This window comes from Alicyclobacillus sendaiensis NBRC 100866 (genome assembly GCF_001552675.1).
In the GTDB taxonomy this organism is placed as follows: Bacteria; Bacillota; Bacilli; order Alicyclobacillales; family Alicyclobacillaceae; genus Alicyclobacillus; species Alicyclobacillus sendaiensis.
The window spans coordinates 1-20,131 of record NZ_BCRQ01000011.1 but is presented as its reverse complement, the minus strand read 5'-3'; the positions used below and the strand labels follow the sequence as shown (position 1 = coordinate 20,131).

Annotated in this window: 17 protein-coding genes; 4 read left to right on the top strand and 13 right to left on the bottom strand. The window is 63.4% G+C overall.

Features of this window, described 5'->3' with window-relative positions:
- Nucleotides 1-6: 6 nt before the first annotated feature.
- From shc to AS26_RS03650, 7 genes are all read right to left on the bottom strand, one after another.
- Nucleotides 7-1,902: a squalene--hopene cyclase gene (gene shc, locus AS26_RS03680; protein WP_062306217.1), complete on the bottom strand. Its 1,896-nt coding sequence runs from the start codon at nucleotides 1,900-1,902 to the stop codon at nucleotides 7-9.
- A gap of 32 nt (nucleotides 1,903-1,934) precedes the next feature.
- The gene (gene hpnA / locus AS26_RS03675; protein WP_062306216.1) at nucleotides 1,935-2,924 is read right to left on the bottom strand and encodes a hopanoid-associated sugar epimerase; all 990 of its coding nucleotides are present in this window, start codon (nucleotides 2,922-2,924) and stop codon (nucleotides 1,935-1,937) included.
- Nucleotides 2,909-3,550: a phosphorylase family protein gene (locus tag AS26_RS03670; RefSeq protein ID WP_245629590.1), complete on the bottom strand. Its 642-nt coding sequence runs from the start codon at nucleotides 3,548-3,550 to the stop codon at nucleotides 2,909-2,911. Before AS26_RS03670 ends, hpnA begins: the two co-directional genes overlap by 16 nt.
- Complete coding sequence (gene hpnH, locus AS26_RS03665; RefSeq protein ID WP_062306215.1) at nucleotides 3,532-4,542, bottom strand: adenosyl-hopene transferase HpnH; 1,011 nt, start codon at nucleotides 4,540-4,542, stop codon at nucleotides 3,532-3,534. The genes AS26_RS03670 and hpnH overlap by 19 nt, the downstream gene beginning before the upstream one ends.
- A 110-nt stretch (nucleotides 4,543-4,652) precedes the next feature.
- Nucleotides 4,653-5,747, bottom strand: coding sequence for a type 2 isopentenyl-diphosphate Delta-isomerase (fni, locus tag AS26_RS03660; protein WP_245629589.1), 1,095 nt, complete (start codon nucleotides 5,745-5,747; stop codon nucleotides 4,653-4,655).
- 37 nt (nucleotides 5,748-5,784) lie between these two features.
- Nucleotides 5,785-7,686 (bottom strand): 1-deoxy-D-xylulose-5-phosphate synthase, encoded by a 1,902-nt coding sequence (dxs, locus tag AS26_RS03655; protein WP_062306210.1) that lies wholly within the window; start codon nucleotides 7,684-7,686, stop codon nucleotides 5,785-5,787.
- Between the two features lie 400 nt (nucleotides 7,687-8,086).
- Complete coding sequence (locus AS26_RS03650) at nucleotides 8,087-8,626, bottom strand: small multi-drug export protein (protein ID WP_245629588.1); 540 nt, start codon at nucleotides 8,624-8,626, stop codon at nucleotides 8,087-8,089.
- Between the two features lie 527 nt (nucleotides 8,627-9,153).
- On the opposite strand from AS26_RS03650, the gene AS26_RS03645 reads away from it, so the two are divergent.
- Entirely contained in the window at nucleotides 9,154-10,341 is a 1,188-nt protein-coding gene (locus AS26_RS03645) for an acyltransferase (protein ID WP_062306259.1), read from the top strand.
- A gap of 12 nt (nucleotides 10,342-10,353) precedes the next feature.
- Here the strand turns inward: AS26_RS03645 and AS26_RS03640 are convergent, their stop codons facing one another.
- Nucleotides 10,354-12,300, bottom strand: a complete 1,947-nt coding sequence (locus AS26_RS03640) for an AMP-binding protein (protein WP_245629587.1) — start codon at nucleotides 12,298-12,300, stop codon at nucleotides 10,354-10,356.
- Nucleotides 12,301-12,423: 123 nt separating this feature from the next.
- On the opposite strand from AS26_RS03640, the gene AS26_RS03635 reads away from it, so the two are divergent.
- Nucleotides 12,424-14,127 (top strand): M3 family oligoendopeptidase, encoded by a 1,704-nt coding sequence (locus AS26_RS03635; RefSeq protein ID WP_062306207.1) that lies wholly within the window; start codon nucleotides 12,424-12,426, stop codon nucleotides 14,125-14,127.
- Nucleotides 14,128-14,208: 81 nt separating this feature from the next.
- Here AS26_RS03635 and AS26_RS03630 read toward each other — a convergent pair whose 3' ends face one another.
- A complete protein-coding gene (locus AS26_RS03630; RefSeq protein ID WP_062306205.1) occupies nucleotides 14,209-14,439 on the bottom strand; it encodes a hypothetical protein in 231 nt (76 codons plus the stop codon).
- 103 nt (nucleotides 14,440-14,542) lie between these two features.
- Between AS26_RS03630 and AS26_RS14160 the strand changes: the two genes are divergently transcribed.
- Both AS26_RS14160 and AS26_RS03620 read left to right on the top strand, forming a co-directional pair.
- On the top strand, nucleotides 14,543-14,851 hold the full coding sequence (locus AS26_RS14160; RefSeq protein ID WP_062306204.1) for a hypothetical protein: 309 nt from the start codon (nucleotides 14,543-14,545) through the stop codon (nucleotides 14,849-14,851).
- Complete coding sequence (locus tag AS26_RS03620; protein ID WP_062306203.1) at nucleotides 14,845-15,270, top strand: multicopper oxidase domain-containing protein; 426 nt, start codon at nucleotides 14,845-14,847, stop codon at nucleotides 15,268-15,270. The genes AS26_RS14160 and AS26_RS03620 overlap by 7 nt, the downstream gene beginning before the upstream one ends.
- A 117-nt stretch (nucleotides 15,271-15,387) precedes the next feature.
- Here the strand turns inward: AS26_RS03620 and AS26_RS03615 are convergent, their stop codons facing one another.
- The 4 genes from AS26_RS03615 to AS26_RS03600 all read right to left on the bottom strand — a co-directional run.
- On the bottom strand, nucleotides 15,388-16,914 hold the full coding sequence (locus AS26_RS03615; RefSeq protein WP_062306201.1) for a glycoside hydrolase family 28 protein: 1,527 nt from the start codon (nucleotides 16,912-16,914) through the stop codon (nucleotides 15,388-15,390).
- A gap of 21 nt (nucleotides 16,915-16,935) precedes the next feature.
- Nucleotides 16,936-17,781: a carbohydrate ABC transporter permease gene (locus AS26_RS03610; RefSeq protein WP_062306200.1), complete on the bottom strand. Its 846-nt coding sequence runs from the start codon at nucleotides 17,779-17,781 to the stop codon at nucleotides 16,936-16,938.
- 17 nt (nucleotides 17,782-17,798) lie between these two features.
- Nucleotides 17,799-18,731 (bottom strand): carbohydrate ABC transporter permease, encoded by a 933-nt coding sequence (locus AS26_RS03605; protein ID WP_083515968.1) that lies wholly within the window; start codon nucleotides 18,729-18,731, stop codon nucleotides 17,799-17,801.
- Nucleotides 18,732-18,790: 59 nt separating this feature from the next.
- The coding region (locus AS26_RS03600; protein ID WP_245629586.1) for an ABC transporter substrate-binding protein at nucleotides 18,791-20,131 on the bottom strand (1,341 nt) is incomplete at its 5' end.

Below are 20,131 nucleotides of genomic sequence, written 5' to 3'. Positions count from 1 at the left end.
CAACCCTCACCTGCGCTCGATGGCTTGCTTGTAGCGGCCGAGCGCGAGCGTCGGAAACACGTGACGGTACATCGTGTAGCCGAGGTAGAAATCCCCCGGGAAGCCCGTGCCGGTGTAGTACGGCTCATCCCAGCCGCCGTCCGGGCGCTGCGTCTCCACGAGGTATTGCACGCCGCGGCGCGCGGCCTCCGATTCCGCCCTGCCGCCCGCGATGAGCGCCATGAGCGCCCAAGCCGTCTGCGACGGCGTGCTCGCGCCCTTGCCCGCGTACGCCGGATCTTCGTACGAGCGGCAATCCTCGCCCCAACCGCCGTCAGCGTTCTGGTGCTGCTCAACCCAGTCGAGCGCCTTTTGGATGTACGGCTCGCGCATGTCGATCCCGACCGCTTTCAGCGCCGACACCACGGCGCCCGTGCCGTAGAGGTAATTGACACCCCATCGCCCGAACCAGCTGCCGTCCGGCTTCTGCTCCCGCTTGAGGTACTCCACCGCGCGGCGAATGACCTTCCAGGCGTCATCGTATCCAAAGCTGCCGAAGCACTCGAGCACGTGGGCGGTGACGTCCTCGGAGGGCGGATCCGTCACTTCGCCGAAGTCGCAGAACGGGATGTGATTGGGGAGATCGCTCGTGTTGTCGACGTCGTAGGCGCCCCAGCCGCCGTTTGAGCTCTGCATGCCGACAATCCAGCGGAATCCCTTGGTCATGGCGTCCCGCCTGCGGCGCTCGTCCGGCAAGCGCAGGGTGTTGAGCGCCCACACGACGACGGCGGTGTCGTCCACGTCCGGGTAGTAGACGTTGTCGAACTGGAACGCGAAGCCGCCTGGCTTCAGATGCGGGCGCTTCACTGCCCAGTCGCCCGGCACGGTGATCTGCCGGTCCAACAGCCACTCGCCCGCCTTGACCAGCCGGTCGTGATCGGCCGGAAGTCCTGCGGCGCGAAGCGCGAGGACGGCGAGCCCCGTGTCCCAGACCGGCGAGATGGAAGCCTGAAACATCCAGCCGCCGTAATCCAGGTCCACGCCATAGAGCTCGAGGCCCTCCCACCCCTTGATGAACGCGGGGTGATCCGTCATGTTGAGGATCTTGAGGGCGATGAGCGCGTAGAACCACGGCGGCTGAATCCCGCCCCAGCTGCCGTCTCCGGCCTGGCGCTCGAGCAGCCAGTCCAAGGCGCGGATCTCGGCCGCGCGGCGGAACGGGTGAACGGAAAGTTTCTGGTAGGCGTGGAGGAAGCGGTCCAAGGCCTCGAACATCCGCCCGCCGCCTCCCTTGGCGCCGCGCCGGCGCGGTGGAACGTCGGTCTCGTACAGCTCCGGCACGCGCGCGTGCTCGGGCAGCGGAAACACCGGCTGGCGGCTCATGACGATGCTGAGCGCCACGACCGTCGCGCGGGCCCACGAGCCAAACTCGTAGATGTTGAGCGGCATGCGCTTGCCGAGGAGCATGATCTCCGGCGGCACCATCGGCACCTTTTCCCACGGATACTCGCCCACGAGCGCGAGCCACATCCGCGTGAACACGCGCGACGACTCCACCCCGCCCTGGCTCTGGATGAACCGCAGCGCCTTCTGCATCGGCTCTTCGTCGCGCGTCATGCCGATGTACTTGAGCGCGACGTACGCCTCGATGGTCGTGTCGAGGTCCGGCGGCCCGCCGGGATACAGCGCCCACGTGCCATCTTCGCGCTGCTCGTGCAACAGATAACGGCGGATCTTCTCCATGCGATCGCGATCGACGCGATCGAGAATATGGCACAACAGGACGTATTCCGCTTCCATCGTGACGTTGCTGAGAAGCGGCCCCCACCAGTAGCCTTCGTCCTTTTGGCAGGAGAGCAAATACGCCACCGCGCGGTCCAGCGTCCGCGCGTAGGCCGGCGCTTCCACCAACTGCTCCGCCATCCGACCTCCCCCTTTCACGACAGCATATCGCGTTACGCCATCTTGGCGCTCCGAAACCATTCGATGGCGCGAACCAGTGCGTCCTCCACCGGCGACTGCGGAAGGCCGAGCTCCCGCACCGCCTTGGACGCGTCGAAATACATCGGCTCCCTGGCGAGCTTGACGCCGGCCACCGGCGCCCGCACCGGCCGCTTCAGAAGCGGCGCCAGCACCCGCTCGTCGATCACGGCATAGGCCATGGCCGCAAAGAAGGGGATCCGCAGCCGCGGCGGCCTCTGTCCGGCGAGCTCCGCGATGAGCCGGACGAGCTCGCCAAAGTGCATGTTCCGGTTGCCGAGGATGTACCGCTCGCCCGCTCGCCCGCGCTCGTACGCGAGCAGGTGACCGAGGGCGACGTCCTCTACCGCCACGAGGTTGAGCCCCGTCTCGACGTAGCCGGGCATCCTGCCGTGCATCGTGTCCAGCACAATGCGCCCCGTCGGCGTCGGCTTCACGTCGTACGGGCCGACGGGCGTAGACGGATTGACGATGACCACGTCCATGCCCTCGGCGGCCGCCTGCATCGCCAGGCGCTCCGCGAGCACCTTGGTCCGCTTGTACGTGCTCACGACCCGGTCCGGATCGTTGAAGCCGTCGGCCTCGGTCGAAGGCTTCCCGTCGTGCCGGAGCTTGACCGCTGCGGTCGAACTCGTGTAGACGAGCCGCGGTCCCCCGGCCTCGCGCACGGCTTCCAGCACGCGGCGCGTCCCCTCCACATTCGCGGCGTACATCAGCGCGTCGTCGCGCGGATCGAGCGAGTAGTGCGCCGCCACGTGAAACACGGCGTCGCAGCCGTCGATCCCGGCACGCAGGCCTTCGCCAGTGGCGAGATCGCCCTGAATCAGGTCGACGCCGAGCGCCTGGAGATGCGGAGCACGGCCGGGATGGCGCACCAACGCGCGCACGCGGTGGCCGTGCTCGACCAGCACCCGGGCGACGTGATAGCCCACAAAGCCGGATCCCCCGGTCACGAACGCCAGCATGGCCATTCCCTCCCGAAAGCGCGAAGCGTGTCGCGCGCCCGCAGCGCGCGCGACGGCAGGCGCAGGGCGCTCCGCCACGCGGACGGCCGCCAGGAGGCGAGAGGCTCGCCGGCCTCGTCCAGCACCACGCGGACGGCGACAAACGGAACGCCCGCCTCGCGGGCCACGCGCGCCCACGCGAACGTCTCCTGATCGACCGCAGCCGCCCCGATCCGGCGCGCCAGCTCGCGCTTGTCCGCCGGCGTCGAAGCGATGCGCTCCACGGACACGATGCGACCGCCGATGTGCGCCGTGGATCCGCGCACCTCGGCGAAGCGGCGAGCGAGGTGGCAGAGCGCGCCGTCGAGGGCGATGGGCTCGCACCCGCCGTCCGCGGTCACCGCCTCTCGCGGCAGGACGAGATCGCCCAGGCGCAGGCCGGGGTCCAGCGCGCCGCACACGCCGGCGCCGACGACGAGCGCGGGCCGCTCGCCGCGAAGGAGTTGCGCGAGCCCTTCCGAAGCGCGCGCGGGTCCCACGCCCGTCGAGGCGACGCGCCAGCCCGGAAGGCGCGCGAGATGGCGGAACGCCGCGCGCTCAAACCCGAGCGCGGTGACGACGAGCGTCGTCACGAGGCGAAGAACCACCGAACCAAGCGCCAGGTGTCGCGCGGCGTCAGGGCCTTGAGGGCCGCCATCTCGTAGCCGGAGTGCATCATGCAGCTCGCGCAGCGCGGGTTCTCGCCGTAGCCGAACTCGTCCCAGTTCGTCTTCTCCATCATCTCCTGGAACGTCTCATAATGTTCGTCCGTCAGGAGATAGCAGGGGCCTTTCCATCCCTTCGGGTTGCGGTTCGGCATGGCCCACGGCGTGCAGCGCAATTCGCGCTTGCCCTGCAGGAAGTCGAAGTAGATGGGCGTATCGTAGAAGCGGATGCGATCCCCGCAGCGCGCCATGATGTCCCGCACCAACTGGTGCACTTCCTTGCGGTGCAGGAAGATGTCGCTGTGGGACGGATCCACCTCCTCATACGTGAACGCGGGCGACACGATGCAGTTGTCCACGCCCATCTCCATGAGCTCCATCAACAGCTCGGCCGTATCCTCCGCGCTCGCGCCCTTGTACAGCGTGGTGTTGGTGGCGACGCGGAATCCGCGCTCCTTCGCCGCCTTGATACCCTTCATCACGATGTCGAACACGCCCTTGCGCTCCACCATCTTGTCGTGGTGCTCGCGCTTGCCGTCCAGGTGGAACACAAAGGTGAAGTTCGGGTGAGGCTTCAGCTTGTCGAGGACGCGGTGCAACAGGATGCCGTTGGTGCAAAGCATCACGAGCTTGCGCCGCTCCAGCATGCCGTTGACGATCTCGACAATCTCCGGGTGGACGAGCGGCTCTCCGCCCGCGATGGACACGGCGGGCGCACCGCACTCGTCGATGGCCTTGAAGCAGTCCTCTGCGGTCATCCGCATCTTGAGAACGTCCGGGCTCTGACGGATCTTCCCGCAGCCTGTGCACGTCAGGTTGCACAGCTCCGTCGGCTCGAGCATGAGGACCATGGGATACCGCTTGATGCCCTTGATTCGGTTTTTCGCCAGGTACTTCACCATGTCGACCGTCGCGGAGAACGACTGTCGCGCCATGCCAATCCCTCCTCCTCAATCCGATTCGACACATGAATACGTAGAAAAAAGGCCATCTAAAGGAAAGGATATCCCTGGTTTGGGGCGATCGCAAATGACCCATTCTTACCTCACGCGCCGAGCGAAGCCCGTGCCCGTGCGTCCATCCACGCCTTCAGGCCCCGCGCCTCGAGCCATTCCCGGAGCCATCCCAGGATGACGACGGGCTTACCGCGCAAGTCGGAGAAATTGCGACAGCCGGTGAGCACGAGCAGGGCCCGCAGCCCGACATGAAGATCCTCAATAAAACGATGTAGTTGTTCTTCCCCGTTCGGCTGCGTCACCAGTCGGACGAGCGGCCCCGCGATGCCCACCGCCTTCGCGCCGAGCGCCATAGCTTTGGCGACGTCGAGCGCCGTGCGGATGCCGCCCGACGCAATGACATCGACGCGCCCGCCGACCGCCGCCGCGACTTCGCAGAGCGATGCGGCCGTCGGCAGGCCCCACCGGCTCCAAAATTCGTCGATCTCGGCGCCCCGCCGCCAGGCTTCCACCGCGATGAAGTTCGTCCCGCCGAGGCCGCCCACGTCGATGGCGCGCACGCCGGCGTCCGCGAACCGGGCGGCGTCTTCCGCCGAAATCCCCTGCCCCACCTCTTTGGCAATCACCGGCACGCCCGCGCCGCGCGCGACTTCCGCCAGCGCCTCGAGCGCGCCGCGAAAGTCGCGATCGCCCTCCGCCATAAACAGCTCCTGGGCAGCGTTGAAGTGGACCTGAAGCAGATCCGCGCGCACCAACTCGACGGCCTTCCGCGCGCGCTCCAGCCCCGTGCCCATGCCTACGTTGGCGATGACCACGCCGTCCGGGTGGATCTCCCGCACCACGCGATACGTGTACGCCACCTCCGGCGAGGCGAGCCCCGCCGACGCGGAGCCGAGGGCCATGGCCAAGCCAAACCGGCGCGCGGCCTGCGCCAGCTTGCGGTTGATGTCGTACACTTCGTCGGCGCCGCCCGTCATCGCGTTGATGAGGATCGGCGATTCCAGGCGGATGCCGCAGAGCTCGGTGGCCAGGGACACGTCGTCCCAGGCCACCTCCGGCGCCGAGCAAGGCACGAGCGAGACGCACTCGAACCCATTCGAGACGCCCGTCGGATCGCCGAGCGCTTGAACGGCGTGAACGTGCTCGACCTTGCGCCGCTGCCGGACGTCTCGCGTCAACGTCATACGGCCTCCCTCTTTCTCTCCGCCCGAGCGCGTGCCATCACGTGCCAACCCGATTCAGCGCGTGTGGCACTTGACCGGCCTGGGCTTGGCGCATGAGTTCCAGCGCGTCTTCCACAATGCCGTCGGCGCAAAGTCCCAGCCGCTGGAGGACCTCGTCGCGGCCTCCGTGTTCCACAAAGTGATCCGGCACGCCCTTCCGGCGCAACGGCACCATGACGCCGCGATCGGCGAGTAACTCGGCGATGGCCGATCCCATGCCGCCCGCGAGCGACGCCTCCTCCACGGTGAGCATCGGGCGGCCCGTCTTCGCCAGGCTCAAGAGCAGCTCTTCGTCGAGCGGTTTCACGAAGCGCAGGTTCACGACCGTCGCCTCAATCTGATGCTTGGCGGCGAGTCGCTCCGCGGCCTTCATCGCCTCGGGCACCATGGGCCCGAGCGCCACAATGGTGATGTGCCGGCCCTCACGCAGCACCTCGGCTTTCCCCCAGGGCAGCGCGTGCAGCGGTTCGTCCATCGGCACGCCGACGCCGTCCGCCCGCGGGTACCGCACGGCCACCGGCCCATCGTGCTGCATCGCCGTGAACAGCATGTGCCGGAGCTCGTTCTCGTCCTTCGGCATCATGATGGACATGTTCGGCACCGTCCGCAGGTAGGCGATGTCGAAGACGCCCTGGTGTGTCTCCCCGTCCGGCCCGACGATCCCGGCGCGATCCACCGCCAGCACCACCGGGAGGTTCTGGATGCAGATGTCGTGGATCGTCTGATCGTATGCGCGCTGCAAGAACGTCGAGTAGACCGCGAAGATCGGCCGCTTCCCAGCGGCGGCGAGCCCGGCGCAGAACGTCGCCGCGTGCTGCTCCGCGATGCCCACGTCGAACGTGCGCGTCGGAAACTCCTTCTGAAACTTCACCAGCCCGCTGCCCGACAGCATGGCGGGCGTGACCACGACGATTCGCTCGTCCTTTCTCGCCATCTCCGCGACGGTCTGCGCAAACACGCTCGTGTACGAAGGCGCTTGGTTAGGCTTGGCCGCGCTCGGCCACGCGTGCCACTTGTCCTCCGAATTCTCCGCCTGCGGATATCCCTTGCCCTTCTGCGTCAGGACGTGGAGCAGGATGGGACCCTTGAGTTCCTTCACGCGCTCCAAGACCGGGATGAGCTGGCGAAGATCGTGGCCGTCGATGGGCCCGATGTACTTGAAACCGAAGCCCTCAAACGGCGTGATGGGCAGGATCATGTGGCGCGCCGCTTCCATCGCGCGGTCCAGCACCTTGGTCACCTTCTGGCCCACGTTGCTCAGGTGGCGCAGGAGGTGGTCGATGTCCTGCTTGGCGCGCGCGTAGTTTGGATCGGACCGAAGCCTCGTGAGGTACTTCGACACCGCGCCGACGTTGTTCGAGATCGACATCTCGTTGTCGTTCAAAATGACGATGAGATCGGTGCCGAGATCGCCCGCGTGGTTCATGGCCTCCATGGCCATGCCCCCCGTGAGGGCCCCGTCACCGATCACGGCGATGACGTGATAATCCTCGTTGCGCAAATCGCGCGCGACCGCCATGCCGAGCGCGGCGGAGATGCTCGTGGACGAATGGCCCGCGCCGAACGGGTCGTGCTCGCTCTCGGACCGCTTCAGAAATCCGGCCAGTCCGCCCAGTTTGCGGAGCGTCGGGAACATGTCCTTGCGGCCCGTGAGGATCTTGTGCACGTACCCCTGGTGGCCGACGTCCCAGATGATCTTGTCTCGAGGGCTGTCAAACACGCGGTGCAGCGCGATGGTCAGTTCCACGACGCCCATGTTGGCGCCGAAATGCCCGCCGGTCCTGGAAATGGACGTGACGAGAAAATCGCGAATTTCCTGAGCCAACGTCACCAACTGCGACTCGCTGAGTTTTTTCAGGTCTTTTGGGTCATGAATGGAATCGAGTAACGTAGTCAACACCTCGATTACACCAGAGTGTGAAACTGACGCTCCGCCTCACGACGTTCCGCACAGGCAAATCCGCGCGCTCACACCCCCTCGCTCGACAGGTGTTCCGCATCATGAATCGATAAAGCCTGGTCTTAACTGAAAGCGTACCAAAGTCAGGTGACGAACTGCAATTGCGCTGCGTAACTTTTCGTTGTACAAAACAAATAATTTGGAACGGTCGGTCTCCTCCGCTCTGCCTGTGCGAGGCGGGGCGCACACCCGGTGCAGCAGCCCTCGCTGTTGTATATGCCAACGAGGACGAGCGTATGCGCCCGACGGCTGCCTTTTGACGAGCAGGCGTCATCCCTGCGCGCCCGCGCGAGGGATGGCGCTCCCGCGATGAGCGTCCATTCACTCGCCGTCCCACCAATTAGAGGTGAACCCACCTCAGGAGCGCCGATCCGCCGTACGCGATGACAAACGCGGAAGCCACCATGCCCACCACGACGGCCCCCAGCACCCGCAGCGGGTTCCAGCGCAGCACGCTGCCGATGGCAAGACAGGCATACGCCCCAAGGAGCGGGCACAGCGGCGCGAGGATCCAGACGCCGTACTTCGCGTACCTGCGCGACAGCGCCTCCGCTTTCTCCATCCGCTTTCGCACGAAGCGAAATCGATGCATGGCCTCCCGAAATCCCACCATGAGGATGGGCACCGCAATCATGTTGGCGAGGATGGCGATGCCGGCTCCGGTCGACGGATCGAACCCGAGCGGAATGCTCGCGGCGGCGGCAGGCTGAGCCTCCAGCACAATGGACGTGCCGATCAGCGACAATGTCGGCCACACGCGGCCTTGGCTCAAGCCGAGCGCGAGGCTCCCCGCGAAAAAGAGGAGCGATGCCGCCGCGCCGTACAACATCAGCCGCCAGAACGGGAGCCGAGCCACCATGGAGGTCCACAAACGCGTCAAGTTGACCACACCTCCTGGCCTGATGAGGCGAAGAGCGACCGATTGGGATTCGTTGCGGTTTGGGAAAGACGCAAACGACATGAGATGAGCGTCACATGGGGAGACGAAGATGTCTTTGGCGAGCATTGTACCGCAAGCAGCTTCGATGGGATCCGGGCTTGTTCCATTGCAAGTGTACGGCGCACGCCCTGAATCCATGCCCCTGAATGCGGCCACTTCGCGCATTGCCGTCGCGCAGCACGCTCAAATTTGATGAAATTTTGAGCATGCGACCCGTATGTTGAAGGCGCAGGATGTGTGCAGGAGCCCTCTTGTTGGAGCCTGCACCCCACGAGACGCCAGGTGATGACCACGTGTGGATGGCGAAGAAAGCGCTTCGCTCCCAAGGCGAAACAGCGCCCCGGACACGCGCCTCTGTGCACGGCGCGCCGGAATGCGCCGCAGTGCGCCTCTGCCTTTCGAAACGAGTTCGAGATTGTTCTGGTATCCTAAGGTGAATTTCGAGAGAGACAGGGGGCAAGGTGCTCGTGGGGAAGCGGTACCTAGACGAGATTGACTTGATGCGAGCGTTTGTCATTCTCGGCGTGCTCACCGTGCACACGCTGTCCTTCTTCAACGTGCTCAACCGCGACGGGACGCCCGGGTTTTACGCGCTCGGCGCGCTCATCACGGCGACGCACTTCACGCGCGAGACGTTCATGTTCGTCACCGGACTCGTGCTCTTCACCACCTACCTTCATCAGGATCCGTTTCAGCCGCTCCCGTTTTGGCGGAAACGGTTCCAGCTCATCGTGATTCCGTACGTGGTCTGGACACTGGCGTATATCGCGTTTGTGGCCCTGTTGACGCCGGGGTTCTCGTGGTCGTGGTCCACTCTGGCCCCCGCCGTCATCCACAATCTGCTGACCGGCAACATGTTCTTTCTCTATTTTCTCGTGGTCTCCATGCAGCTGTATCTGATCTTTCCTCTCCTGCTCTATGGCATCCGCAAGGCCGAAAAGTACCACGTTCACATCCTCGTGGCGAGCTTTGCGCTGGAGATCTGCCTCATGTGGCTCAACCAGAACATCCTGGACAGCCTCACGCCCGTCGGTTGGCCGAAATGGCTGTACGATCTCTACACCTACAGGGACCGAAACCTGGTCATGTACCAATTCTGGTTCATCGCGGGCGGCATCCTGGCCTGCCACTACGATCAGGTGTCCGCATGGATGGAGCGGCATCGGAAGGCGCTCTTCGCGGTGCTCGTGGCCTCGCTGGCCGTCGTCTTCGGGCACTATATGCTCGAGCGACTCGTCATGCACGTCAGCGAGGACGACGCGGAGCTCGTCCTCCAGCCCATCATGGTGCCCTACAGTCTCGTCGTCACGTGCGCATTTTGGTACGCGGGCCTGGCGTGGTCCAAGCGCAAGGAGAGGCCTGGATGGCGGGCGTTTTCGCGCTTTGTCCGCGTGGCTTCCCAGACCTCATTCGGCATCTATCTCATCCAACCCTTTCCGCTGTACGCCATGGAGGTCGTGATCGACAATCTCGACGGCCGCGGGATTCCCGTGTGGCTGCACTACGCGCTCTTGCCCGCCGCGGTCTTGTTCAGCTACTTCTCCTCGATGCTCGCCGCGTACATCCTGATGAAGATCCCTGTGGTGTCGTATGTGGTGGGTCGAAAGGCCAAGCTCCGCCACGGGAGGGGCGAACCCGTCCGCCGAGCCGCGTGAGCGGCAACCGCGTCAGGCGCGCCCATTTTCCACCATGGCCTTCAGGGTCACGTAGTCGGTCTTCCCGCTCCCCAGAAGAGGAAATTCGTCGATCACGCGGATCTCTGCGGGCACATGCATGCGCGAATATCCCATTCGATCGACGAGATCGCGCATGGGCGCGAGCGTCAGGCCCTGATGCGTGGTGACGAGCACAATCCGCTCGCCGCGTGCTGGGTCTGGGATGGAGACCGCTGCAAAGGCCGGATCGCCATACGCGCGGGCCGCCAGTTGCTCCACGAGGTTCAGCGAGATCATCTCGCCCGCAATCTTGGCGAACCGCTTGAGCCGGCCGACAATGGTGACGAAGCCATCCTCGTCCACGTCGACGACGTCGCCCGTGTTGTACCAGCCTGACTGCTCGACAAAGCCCTCGCCGTGGACCAGATAGCCCTTCATCACGTTGGGCCCCTGCACGTGCAGCAGCCCCCCTTGCTCAATGCCGTCGACGGGCTCCAGCCGATAGCGAATGCCGGGCAAGAACCGCCCGACCGATCCCTGCTTGTGGTTGATGGGCGTGTCGAGCGACATGATGGGCGACGTCTCGGTGGCTCCGTATCCCTGCATGATCTGCAGCCCGAACTTCTTGAGCCACGCCTGCTCCACATCAGGTTTCAGCCGCTCCGCGCCGGCGACGGCGTAGCGCAGATGCGCAAACTGCTCGGGCGTCGCGTTCTGCCCGTACTTTTCGAGGAACGACGAGGTGCCAAACAGAATGGTAGACTGTTCCTGGCCGCAGATCTCCGGAATCCGCTTATAGTGAAGCGGCGATGGATACAGATAGACCTGGATGCCCGCGATGAGCGGGAGCAGCGCCCCCGCCGTGAGCCCAAACGAGTGGAACATGGGCATGGCGTTCAACATCCGATCCTCGGTGCCGAAGTCGATGACGGATCGCGTCTGCTGGACGTTGGCGTAGATGTTCCCGTGCGAGAGCACGACCCCACGCGGGCGGTACTCGCTGCCCGACGTGAAAAGGATGATCTCGTTGGACCCGGGATGCGCCGGGCGCCTGCGCCGGAACGCCCATAACCCAGCGAGCTTGGCGCCAAGCCCAATCTCCTTGCGCACATCCTCCATGTAATGCAGCGTGTATCGCGCCGTGAGACCCTGCTCCAGCTCCTGAAGTTGCCCCTTTTCGATGAACTCGCGCGACGTCAGAATGACGTCGACGCTCGCCGTCTCACAGGCGTCGACGACGGTTTGGACCCCGCTCGAGTAGTTGAGCATGACGGGCGTCAATCCGGCGTAAAACATCGCGAACAAGACCACGACGTGACCGACGGAGTTAGGCAGCATCACTCCGACGCGATGGCGATTCAGCCGCCGGCGAAGCGCCGTGCCGAGCACGTAGCTCTGGAGCAACACGTCCCGGTACCGCGCCTGGCCCATCAGGTCCTTCACGATGACGCGGTCTTCCCCGTAGTAGCGCGCGGACTGCACGAGTTCGTCGAACAGGTTGACGGACGCGAGCGTGCGCGGCCCGATGTAGCTCTCCAGCAGGAAATGCTGCAGGGTGTCAAGCGCCGAACGCGGATTGTCGAAGGGCAGAGGATGTTCGTCGTCGATGACGAGCGAGTGACCGTACACCGGGACCACCGGGATCCGCCGCTCCGTGGCGTAGCGCGCGACGGCTTGAAACCCGCGCTGATCCGTGTCGAGCGCCACCAGCGCGGGACCTTGGCCCAGCGCCTCCATGAGCGGTTTGAGCGTGACGGGCCGCTCTGCGTCGATCACGCCCACGCGCCGCGCCCGGAGCGCTTCTCCGTAACGCGTCTGCACCTTCGCATTCACAAACACGGGCACCTCGGCGGGAAAGAGCGCCAGCGCCTCCTGGAATCGCGTGTACAGCGTGACGTTCAGCAGATAGATAGCGGGCGTATTCCACCGGCGATCAGAAGACGGCGCTTTCATATTCATCTCCCATCACATCTCGAATCGGGCACTTGTGGCACCAGTGTAGCACGGCTCGCGCCATTCGGATACGCCCATTTATGATATGCTTGAGCGGACGAACATTTCTGACGAGTGGGAGAGGACGCCATGAAGTTCTCCGAGATGAAGTACCAACGCCCCGACTTGGAAACCGTGAAGCGAGACATGCTGCGGCTCATCGATGAATTCGAGGCCGCCACGACGCCCGAGGCGGCGCTTGACGCCGTGCAGAGCCTGAACCGACTGCGCATGGACTTTCAAACCATGTTCGAGCTCGCGTACATCCGCAACTCCATCGACACGCGGGACGAGTTTTACAAGACAGAGAAAGCGTTTTTCGATGAGGCCTCGCCTGAAATCGAGGCGCTGGAGACGCGTCTGCGCAAGGCGCTCATCGCCTCACCCCACCGCAGGTCGCTCGAGGAGCGCCTTGGGCGCCAGTGGTTCCGGCTGGCGGAGGTGCAGACGAGATCGTTTGGCGACGAGATTGTGGAGGACATGCAGAAGGTCAATGCCCGCGTGACGGACTACAACCATCTCGTGGCGAGCGCACGCATTCCGTTCGGCGGCGACACGTACAACCTGAGCCAGATGGCCAAGTTCACGGAGTCGACCGATCGCGAGACGCGCGAGAACGCCGTGCGCGCCATGTACGGCTTTTTCGCCGAGCACAGCGACGCTTTCGACGAGATCTACGACGATCTCGTCCGGATGCGCACGGCGATGGCGCAGAAACTCGGCTACGAGAACTTTGTCCAGATGGGCTACGACCGCATGAGCCGGACGGACTACGGCCCGAAGGAAACGCAGGCATTCCGCGAGGCGATTCGCAAGCACATCGTGCCGCTGGCCGCCGAGATCCGCGAGAAACAGCGGGAGCGCCTCGGCCTCCCCTCCCTGCGCATCTACGACGTCAACCTATGGTACCGAGACGGCAACGCCAAGCCAAAGGGCGATCCGGCCTTCATCCTGGCCAACGGCAGGCGCATGTACCAAGAGCTGTCCCCGGAGACGGACGCGTTCTTCCAATACATGCTCGACCACGAACTGATGGATCTGCTGAGCCGCGAGGGCAAGCGCGTGGGCGGTTATTGCACGTTCATCCCGAACCACAAAGCGCCTTTCATCTTCGCCAACTTCAACGGAACCTTGGGCGACGTCACGGTCCTCACGCACGAGGCTGGGCACGCCTTTCAGGCCTACCAGTCGCGCGACATGAAGCTGCCCGAGTACTTCTTCCCGACGGCGGAAGCGGCCGAGATCGACTCGATGAGCATGGAGTTCTTCACGTGGAAATGGATGCCGCTTTTCTTCCAGGAAAACGCGGATAAGTTCTTCTACACGCACCTCGCGGATTCGGTGGTATCGATTGCCTATATGGCGGCGGTCGACGAATTCCAGCACGCCGTGTACGAGCATCCAGGGATGACGCCTGCCGAGCGCAAGGCCAAGTGGCGGGAACTCGAGCGCATCTACCTGAACCGGAGCGACGAGTTTTACGAAGGACTGCCGTACCTTCAGGAAGGCGGCCTGTGGCAACGGCAGCTCCACATCTACAACTACCCGTTCTACTACATCGACTACGCGCTGGCGCAGGTGTGCGCGCTGCAGTACTTCCTGTGGATGCAGGACGATCCGACCAAGGCGTGGGCGTCGTACCTCCGGCTCTGCAGCCTGGGCGGCAGCCGCTCGTTCCTGGAATTGGTCGGCGAAGCGGGGCTCCGCTCGCCGTTCGACGAATCCACGCTGGCGGACGAGGTGCCGCGCATTCAGGACGCGCTCGCGCAGCTCGAAGCTCGCCTTCCATCGTGATGTCCCACGAAGGCTGCTCCTCGCGACGCAAGCACCGCACGGCTCACCTCGATGGGCCCCAGCTCCTCGGCTGGGGCCATCTCACCGCCTGCGCGCAAGCCACCAAACGAGCGCAACGACGGCGATGAGGAGAAGGAGTGTGAACGGAATGTGGCGCGCGATGCCGTAGCCAATGCCGAAGCCGAGCCCGTGCACGAGCCCGTTCACAAACATGTGCCCGAGCCCATAGCCGCCGTAGCCGTACCCATAGCCGTGAGAGAAGAATCCTCGCGAAAACGCATGCGACGCCCCAAATCCCCGGAGCCACCACATGTTTTGTCCTCCTCAATTTTTACGTGGCGTTCACAAAAACGCGACCCTTTCTTCATATGCAGACTTCATCATACCCTCAGAGAATTGCGAGGGGGTCTGTCACGTGCGAAACCAACGCCTGCGCCGCGCCGTTTGGGCGGCCGTCTGGAGCTTTGTGACCGCTTCTCTGGCGGGCATCGCCGAGGCGGCGCTACACCACGCCGACGCGCAGATGGCGAGCGGCACAGCCTCCATGGCTGTAGAGAACAGCGCGGCCACGCAAAATGTTACGGGCGACGATGAACCGCTGTCCACGCCCCCGCCCGTTCTGACGAATGCCCAAATCCTACAAGAAGACCGTGACGCTGTCAACCTCATGAACGAGGTGGCGCTTAAGCCGCGCATCCTGCCCGGCGGGATCAAATCGTGCTGAAAAACGAGCTGAACGAGCCGACCACGCTCAACTTCCCAGGACTGCCTCTGCCGGCCTCTCAGCTTGGCATTGGCGGCGTGACCCAGCGCCCCATCCCGCCTGGCGGCGAAGGTGTGTACCGCTTCACCGTCACGCCGGACATGGTGGGCACCCATCTGTACGAGAGCGGCATGTGCTACCACGCCATGCACGTGCACGAGACGACGTTTTGGCTGCTGGCCGAGGACGGCCGGCCGCTGCCCAAGCCCCGCCCCATGAACGTGCTCGCCATCGCGCCGGGGGAGACGGCCGATGTCGAATTTGTGGCCGACGTGCGCGGCGATTGGATGTTTCACTGCCATATTCTCGATCACATGATGAATCCGGACGACGAGGTGGACATGATGGGAGGGCTCGTGACCTTCATTCACGTGAAGTGAGCTTTCCCTGGGGCTGTGAGCGCTGCGCGCCCTTCGGATGCGAATTGGGGGTGGGCGCGCCGCCAAAAAGGCCGAGCGCGCCGGTGCGACTCGGCCTTTTGCCTGGTCTTCTGTCTCTTAGTGCGGGATCTCGCCGAGCATGGTCACGCCCGACTGGATCTGCACCTGATTCTCCACAAGGTTCGAGGTGTTCTGAATCTGCGGCGGTTGGTTGGCGGTGATGCTCACGTTTTGCAGCGTGATGTTCGAGATGGGCGCATTCGGCAGCCCGTTCATGTAGAGGGACTGGCCCGCGTATTCGCAGGTCACGTCGGCGATGGTCATGTTCTCAAACTGCGGCACGTACGAGTTCGGGCCGGGCGCCTGAAGCGACGACGTGTCCGCGCCGTTGTCCACGTAGCCGTCGTCAAACGTGATGGCGGCGCCGCTGATGTCCCGCATCACGATGTGATCCATCTCGATGTCTTCCACCAGCCCGCCCTTGCCGACGCCGCTCTTGAAGCGAAGCCCCGACTCCGTGCCGTCGTACACGTCGCCCGTCACCCAGACGTCTCGGATGCCGCCGTCCGTGTAGCTGCCGACCGCGAAGCCGCTGTGGCCGTTGTGCACGATGCAGTCCGCCACGACGACGTCCTGTTCATGGAACACACCCGCGGCGTCGTTCCCGCTCGACTCCAGCGCAATCCCGTCGTCCCCCGTGTCGATCACGTCGCGGTACAACACGACGTCCTGATCCGCCGACACGTCGATGCCGTCCGTGTTCTGGCCGTACCACGGGTTGCGGATGTTCACCTCGTCGATGACGACGTCCTTCGAGGTGTTCACCTTGACCGTGGCAAACGGCGAGTTCTCAAACGTCACTCCTTCTAGCCACACGCCCTGACAACCCTGGAAGTACACCATGTACGGGCGCAGATAATCCTTCACCTGCAGGTAGTCCTGGTAGGTCATGTTGGGGTGCGCCTTGATGTACGCCTGCGCGTTGGCGCCCTGCGCCGTCGGCCACCAGGTGCTCCCGTCCGGCGTCACCACGCCGCCCGACGCGACGAGCGCGTTCCACTGGCCCGCGGACAGCTTCGACTTTTCCACCGGCCGCCACGTGTTGCCGGCGCCGTCGATCACGCCGTGACCCGTGATGGCGACGTCCACCGCGCCCGTCGCGCTGATGGGCGATTGCACCACATACGAGCTCCCGCTCGGGACGAGGGGATACAGGTCGTGATCGCCCGAAAACTGGAGTTGCGCGCCGGACTCGACGTTGAGATCGACGTGGCTCTTGAGCACGATGGGACCGGTCACCCAGTAGCCGGGCGGGATGTCGACGATGCCGCCGCCGTCACGGCTCGCCGCGTCGATGGCCGCCTGGATGGCCTGGGTGTTGACCTGGCCCAGCCCCGGTTTGGCGCCGAACTCGGTGATACTGTAGACGCGCGGGAGGATGTTCGGCAAGCGGGGCATCGGCATCGCGAAGGGCGCTTGGTGCAAGAGCTGCCCGAGCGACGCGTCGAGATCGCCCGCCTGTGCGACGAGATGGGCCACATCATCCGCCCGCGCGGCATGCGCGTGGACGGTCCACCCCGTGACAGCCGCAGCCGCGAGCGCCAGGCTCGCGCCGACGGAGACGCCTCGTTTCCACCTGTGCACGCATTTCACCTCCTTTCGCGGTCATCCGCGCAGGCCCGTGGTGGCGATGCCGCGGACGACGTACTTTTGCAGGAAGAAGAAGATGAGGAAGAGCGGAATGAGCGACACGGTGGACATGGCAAACAGCGGCCCCCACTCCTCCTGCGCGACGGCGTTCGCCAAGGACTCAAGCCCGAGCGGCACCGTGAACTTCTGCGCGGAGTTCAGGTAAATCAGCTGCGAGAAGAAGTCATCCCAGCACCAGATGAAGCTGAAGATGGCCGTGGTGATGAGCGCCGGTACGATGAGTGGCAGGATGACGCGCACGAACAGCGTGAAGGCGTTGCAGCCGTCGATCTTCGCGGCCTCGTCGAGCTCCTTCGGCAGCCCGCGAATGAACTGTACGATGAGAAAGATGAAGAACGGACTACCAAAGAATGCAGGCACAATGAGCGGGTAGTACGTGTTGATCCAACCTAGATAGTGGAACATGGCGTACTGCGGGATCAGCGTGACCTGTGTGGGCAGCATCATGGTGATCATCATGATGCCAAACAGAATGGATTTGCCGCGAAACGTGAAGCGCGCGAATCCGAACGCGACGATGGCGGACGAGAGAACCGTGCCCACGGACACCAGGCACGACACCAGCAGCGAATGGAGGATGAAGGTCCCAAACGGGAGCCCGGGGATGGCATTCCACCCGTGCGGATAGTTCGCGAGTGTCCAGTGCCTGGGCCAAAACGACGCGCTCGAAAAGATCTCATTCGTCGGCTTGAACGAGCCAAACACCATCCACAGCACGGGATAGATGAGGAGAAATCCGATGATGATGAGCACGGCGTGCGCGAGGAAGATCCCGCGCCGAGTGCGCAGCGTTCCCGTCATGCCGCCGCCTCCTTTCTTCAGGACTCGTAATACACGTAACGGCTGCCAAACTTGAAGACGAGGAACGTGAGGACCCCAACCAACACGAGCAGGAACCAAGCGAGCGCCGAGGCGTAACCCATGTTTTGAAAGTTGAACGCCTCCTCGTACAGGTAGAGCGCGAAGAACAGCGTCGCGTTGAGTGGCCCGCCGTCGGTGACGATGTAGCCCTGCGTGAACTGCGTGAAGCCGTTGATGATGGACATGATGAGATTGAAAAAGATGACGGGCGACAGCATGGGAAGGGTGATGCGGAAGAAGCGGTACAGACGCCCGGCGCCGTCCACGATGGCGGCCTCATACAGCGATTCGGGAATCTGCTTCAGACCCGCTACGAAGATCATCATCGCCGAACCGAACTGCCAGGCCTGCAGCATGGCCAGCGTAAACAGGGCCGTGCGCGGTTCGGCGAGCCAATTGGGCCCATGGATGCCGACGAGCGCCAGGCCCTTGTTGATGAGACCGTCGGACCCGAACATCTGTTGCCACAGATACGCAACGGCGACGCTCGTGCCGATGAGCGAGGGGACGTAGTACACGGTCCTGTAGACGCCAATGCCCTTGACCTCAAGGCTCAAGAGCAGCGCGATGGCGAGGGCGACGATCATCTTGATGGGCACGGAAATTAAGATGTACTCCAGCGTGTCCACGAGCGACGTGGCAAACAGCTGGCTCTGCGTGAACATGTGCACGTAATTCTGCAGGCCAATCCACTTCGGCGGCTGCAACAGGTTGTAGTTCGTGAACGAGAGATACAGCGAGACCAGGATGGGCCCGAGCGAGAACACCAGCAGGCCGAACATCCACGGGCTCAAGAACAAATACGCCACCTTTTCGTTGCGCGGGCGCACGGCCTTCCCCGCCTTGGCCCTCGCCTTCGCGCTTGCGCTGGTCGTGGTTGCCACAGCCACGGAATCACCCCGCTTTCCGGAATGGCCCGGCGGTGCGCCGGGCCCTGTCCTCGGAGACGTCATTCGCCGCCGTTCTGAAGCAGGTCGTTGGCCTCCTGCATGAACTGCTCGGCGCCTTGCTGCGGCGTCTCCTTGCCGTATTGCACAGCTTGGACCATGTTCCCGAAATCCTGCGATATTTCCTTATTCGGTTGCGGTGGAGGCGGATCGATTGGAGTAGCTACCTTCAGAGCTTGGTCCGTCAAGGAAAATTCCTGCTGTTCACCGCGTGTTAGCCCCGCTTTTTCAAGTGCAGCACGAACCGTTGAGGACACCGGGATTCCTCGATCTAGACCAAGGGCCTTTCCTGCTGCGATATTGTTCAGCAGAAAGTTTACAAAGAGTTCCGCCTGCTTCGGGTACTTCGTCTTGGAGTAGATGCTCCAGAACTGACTTGGCTTTAGGTAGAGCCCCTCCGGCCCCCCTGGTTGATCCGGCGGCAAAGCCATGCCCAATGGCTTTGTCATCTCACTTTGGAAGCTAACAATATATGCATCCCACGTCATTTCAGCAAGAGATTTTCCTGGGACCATTGGATCCGTTGGATCCGCCGCCTGTTTAATGAGCGATGTCACCGTCCCCGGCGGTACAGCGCCCACTTTGCGAAGGTTAGCCCAGTAGTTGAGATATGAGACAAGCGTGCCTTCAGTAAACCCAAGCTTTGTTCCCGAAGCATTGTACAGATGCTGACCATGTTGACGAGCCCAGTAACCGAATGTTTGCCAATTCTCGTCGTCATCTTCAGCCCACTTTCCTGTAACCTTGTGGACCTTTTCGAGTATCGTAGCCCATTGCGCCCATGATACGCGCTGTCCATGATATCCTGCCTTCGCAAATGCGTTCTGGTCATAGATCACGCTGTAACAGTCAATTGCGTTCGGAATTCCATACAGCCCGCCATCCAAGTAACCACTCTTCAGCACACTCGGGCTGATTGTAGATAGGTCGATCCCCTTTATCCCCTTTAAGTTGAGTAACTGGCCTTCCTTTGCGTAGGCATCAATATAGTCATAGTCCATCTGCATGATGTCCGGCGCGTTGCCGCCCGCGACCTCGGTCGAAAGCTTCGTGAAGTACTGGTTGAACGGTCCGCCGAACTCCGTCTGGATGTGAATGTTCGGATAGAGCTTCTCAAACGCTTTCACGGCTGCCAAGGTGACCGCTTCTTCCTTGGCGTCACCCCAGAAGCCGAAGGTGAGCGTCACCACCGGCTTCGAGTCGGCGCTCCCGGCTGCCTGATTGGCGTGCGCCGTGTTGGAGGCGCTCCCCTGCGCCGCCGCCGTCCCGCAGCCCGCCAGGACCAGCGCCGCCGCGGCGCTCGCCGTCAACATCCATCTCCTTCGTCTCATATCGACTCCTCC

Excerpts from the sequence above, each read along its gene's own strand:
- hpnH (WP_062306215.1), bottom strand. The coding sequence starts at position 4,542 with ATGGCGCGACAGTCGTTCTCCGCGACGGTCGACATGGTGAAGTACCTG.
- AS26_RS03630 (WP_062306205.1), bottom strand. The coding sequence starts at position 14,439 with ATGTGGTGGCTCCGGGGATTTGGGGCGTCGCATGCGTTTTCGCGAGGA.
- AS26_RS03635 (WP_062306207.1), top strand. The coding sequence starts at position 12,424 with ATGAAGTTCTCCGAGATGAAGTACCAACGCCCCGACTTGGAAACCGTG.
- fni (WP_245629589.1), bottom strand. The coding sequence starts at position 5,747 with ATGACGTTGACGCGAGACGTCCGGCAGCGGCGCAAGGTCGAGCACGTT.
- shc (WP_062306217.1), bottom strand. The coding sequence starts at position 1,902 with ATGGCGGAGCAGTTGGTGGAAGCGCCGGCCTACGCGCGGACGCTGGAC.
- hpnA (WP_062306216.1), bottom strand. The coding sequence starts at position 2,924 with ATGCTGGCGTTCGTGACCGGGGGATCCGGCTTTGTGGGCTATCACGTC.
- AS26_RS03610 (WP_062306200.1), bottom strand. The coding sequence starts at position 17,781 with ATGACGGGAACGCTGCGCACTCGGCGCGGGATCTTCCTCGCGCACGCC.
- AS26_RS03640 (WP_245629587.1), bottom strand. The coding sequence starts at position 12,300 with ATGAATATGAAAGCGCCGTCTTCTGATCGCCGGTGGAATACGCCCGCT.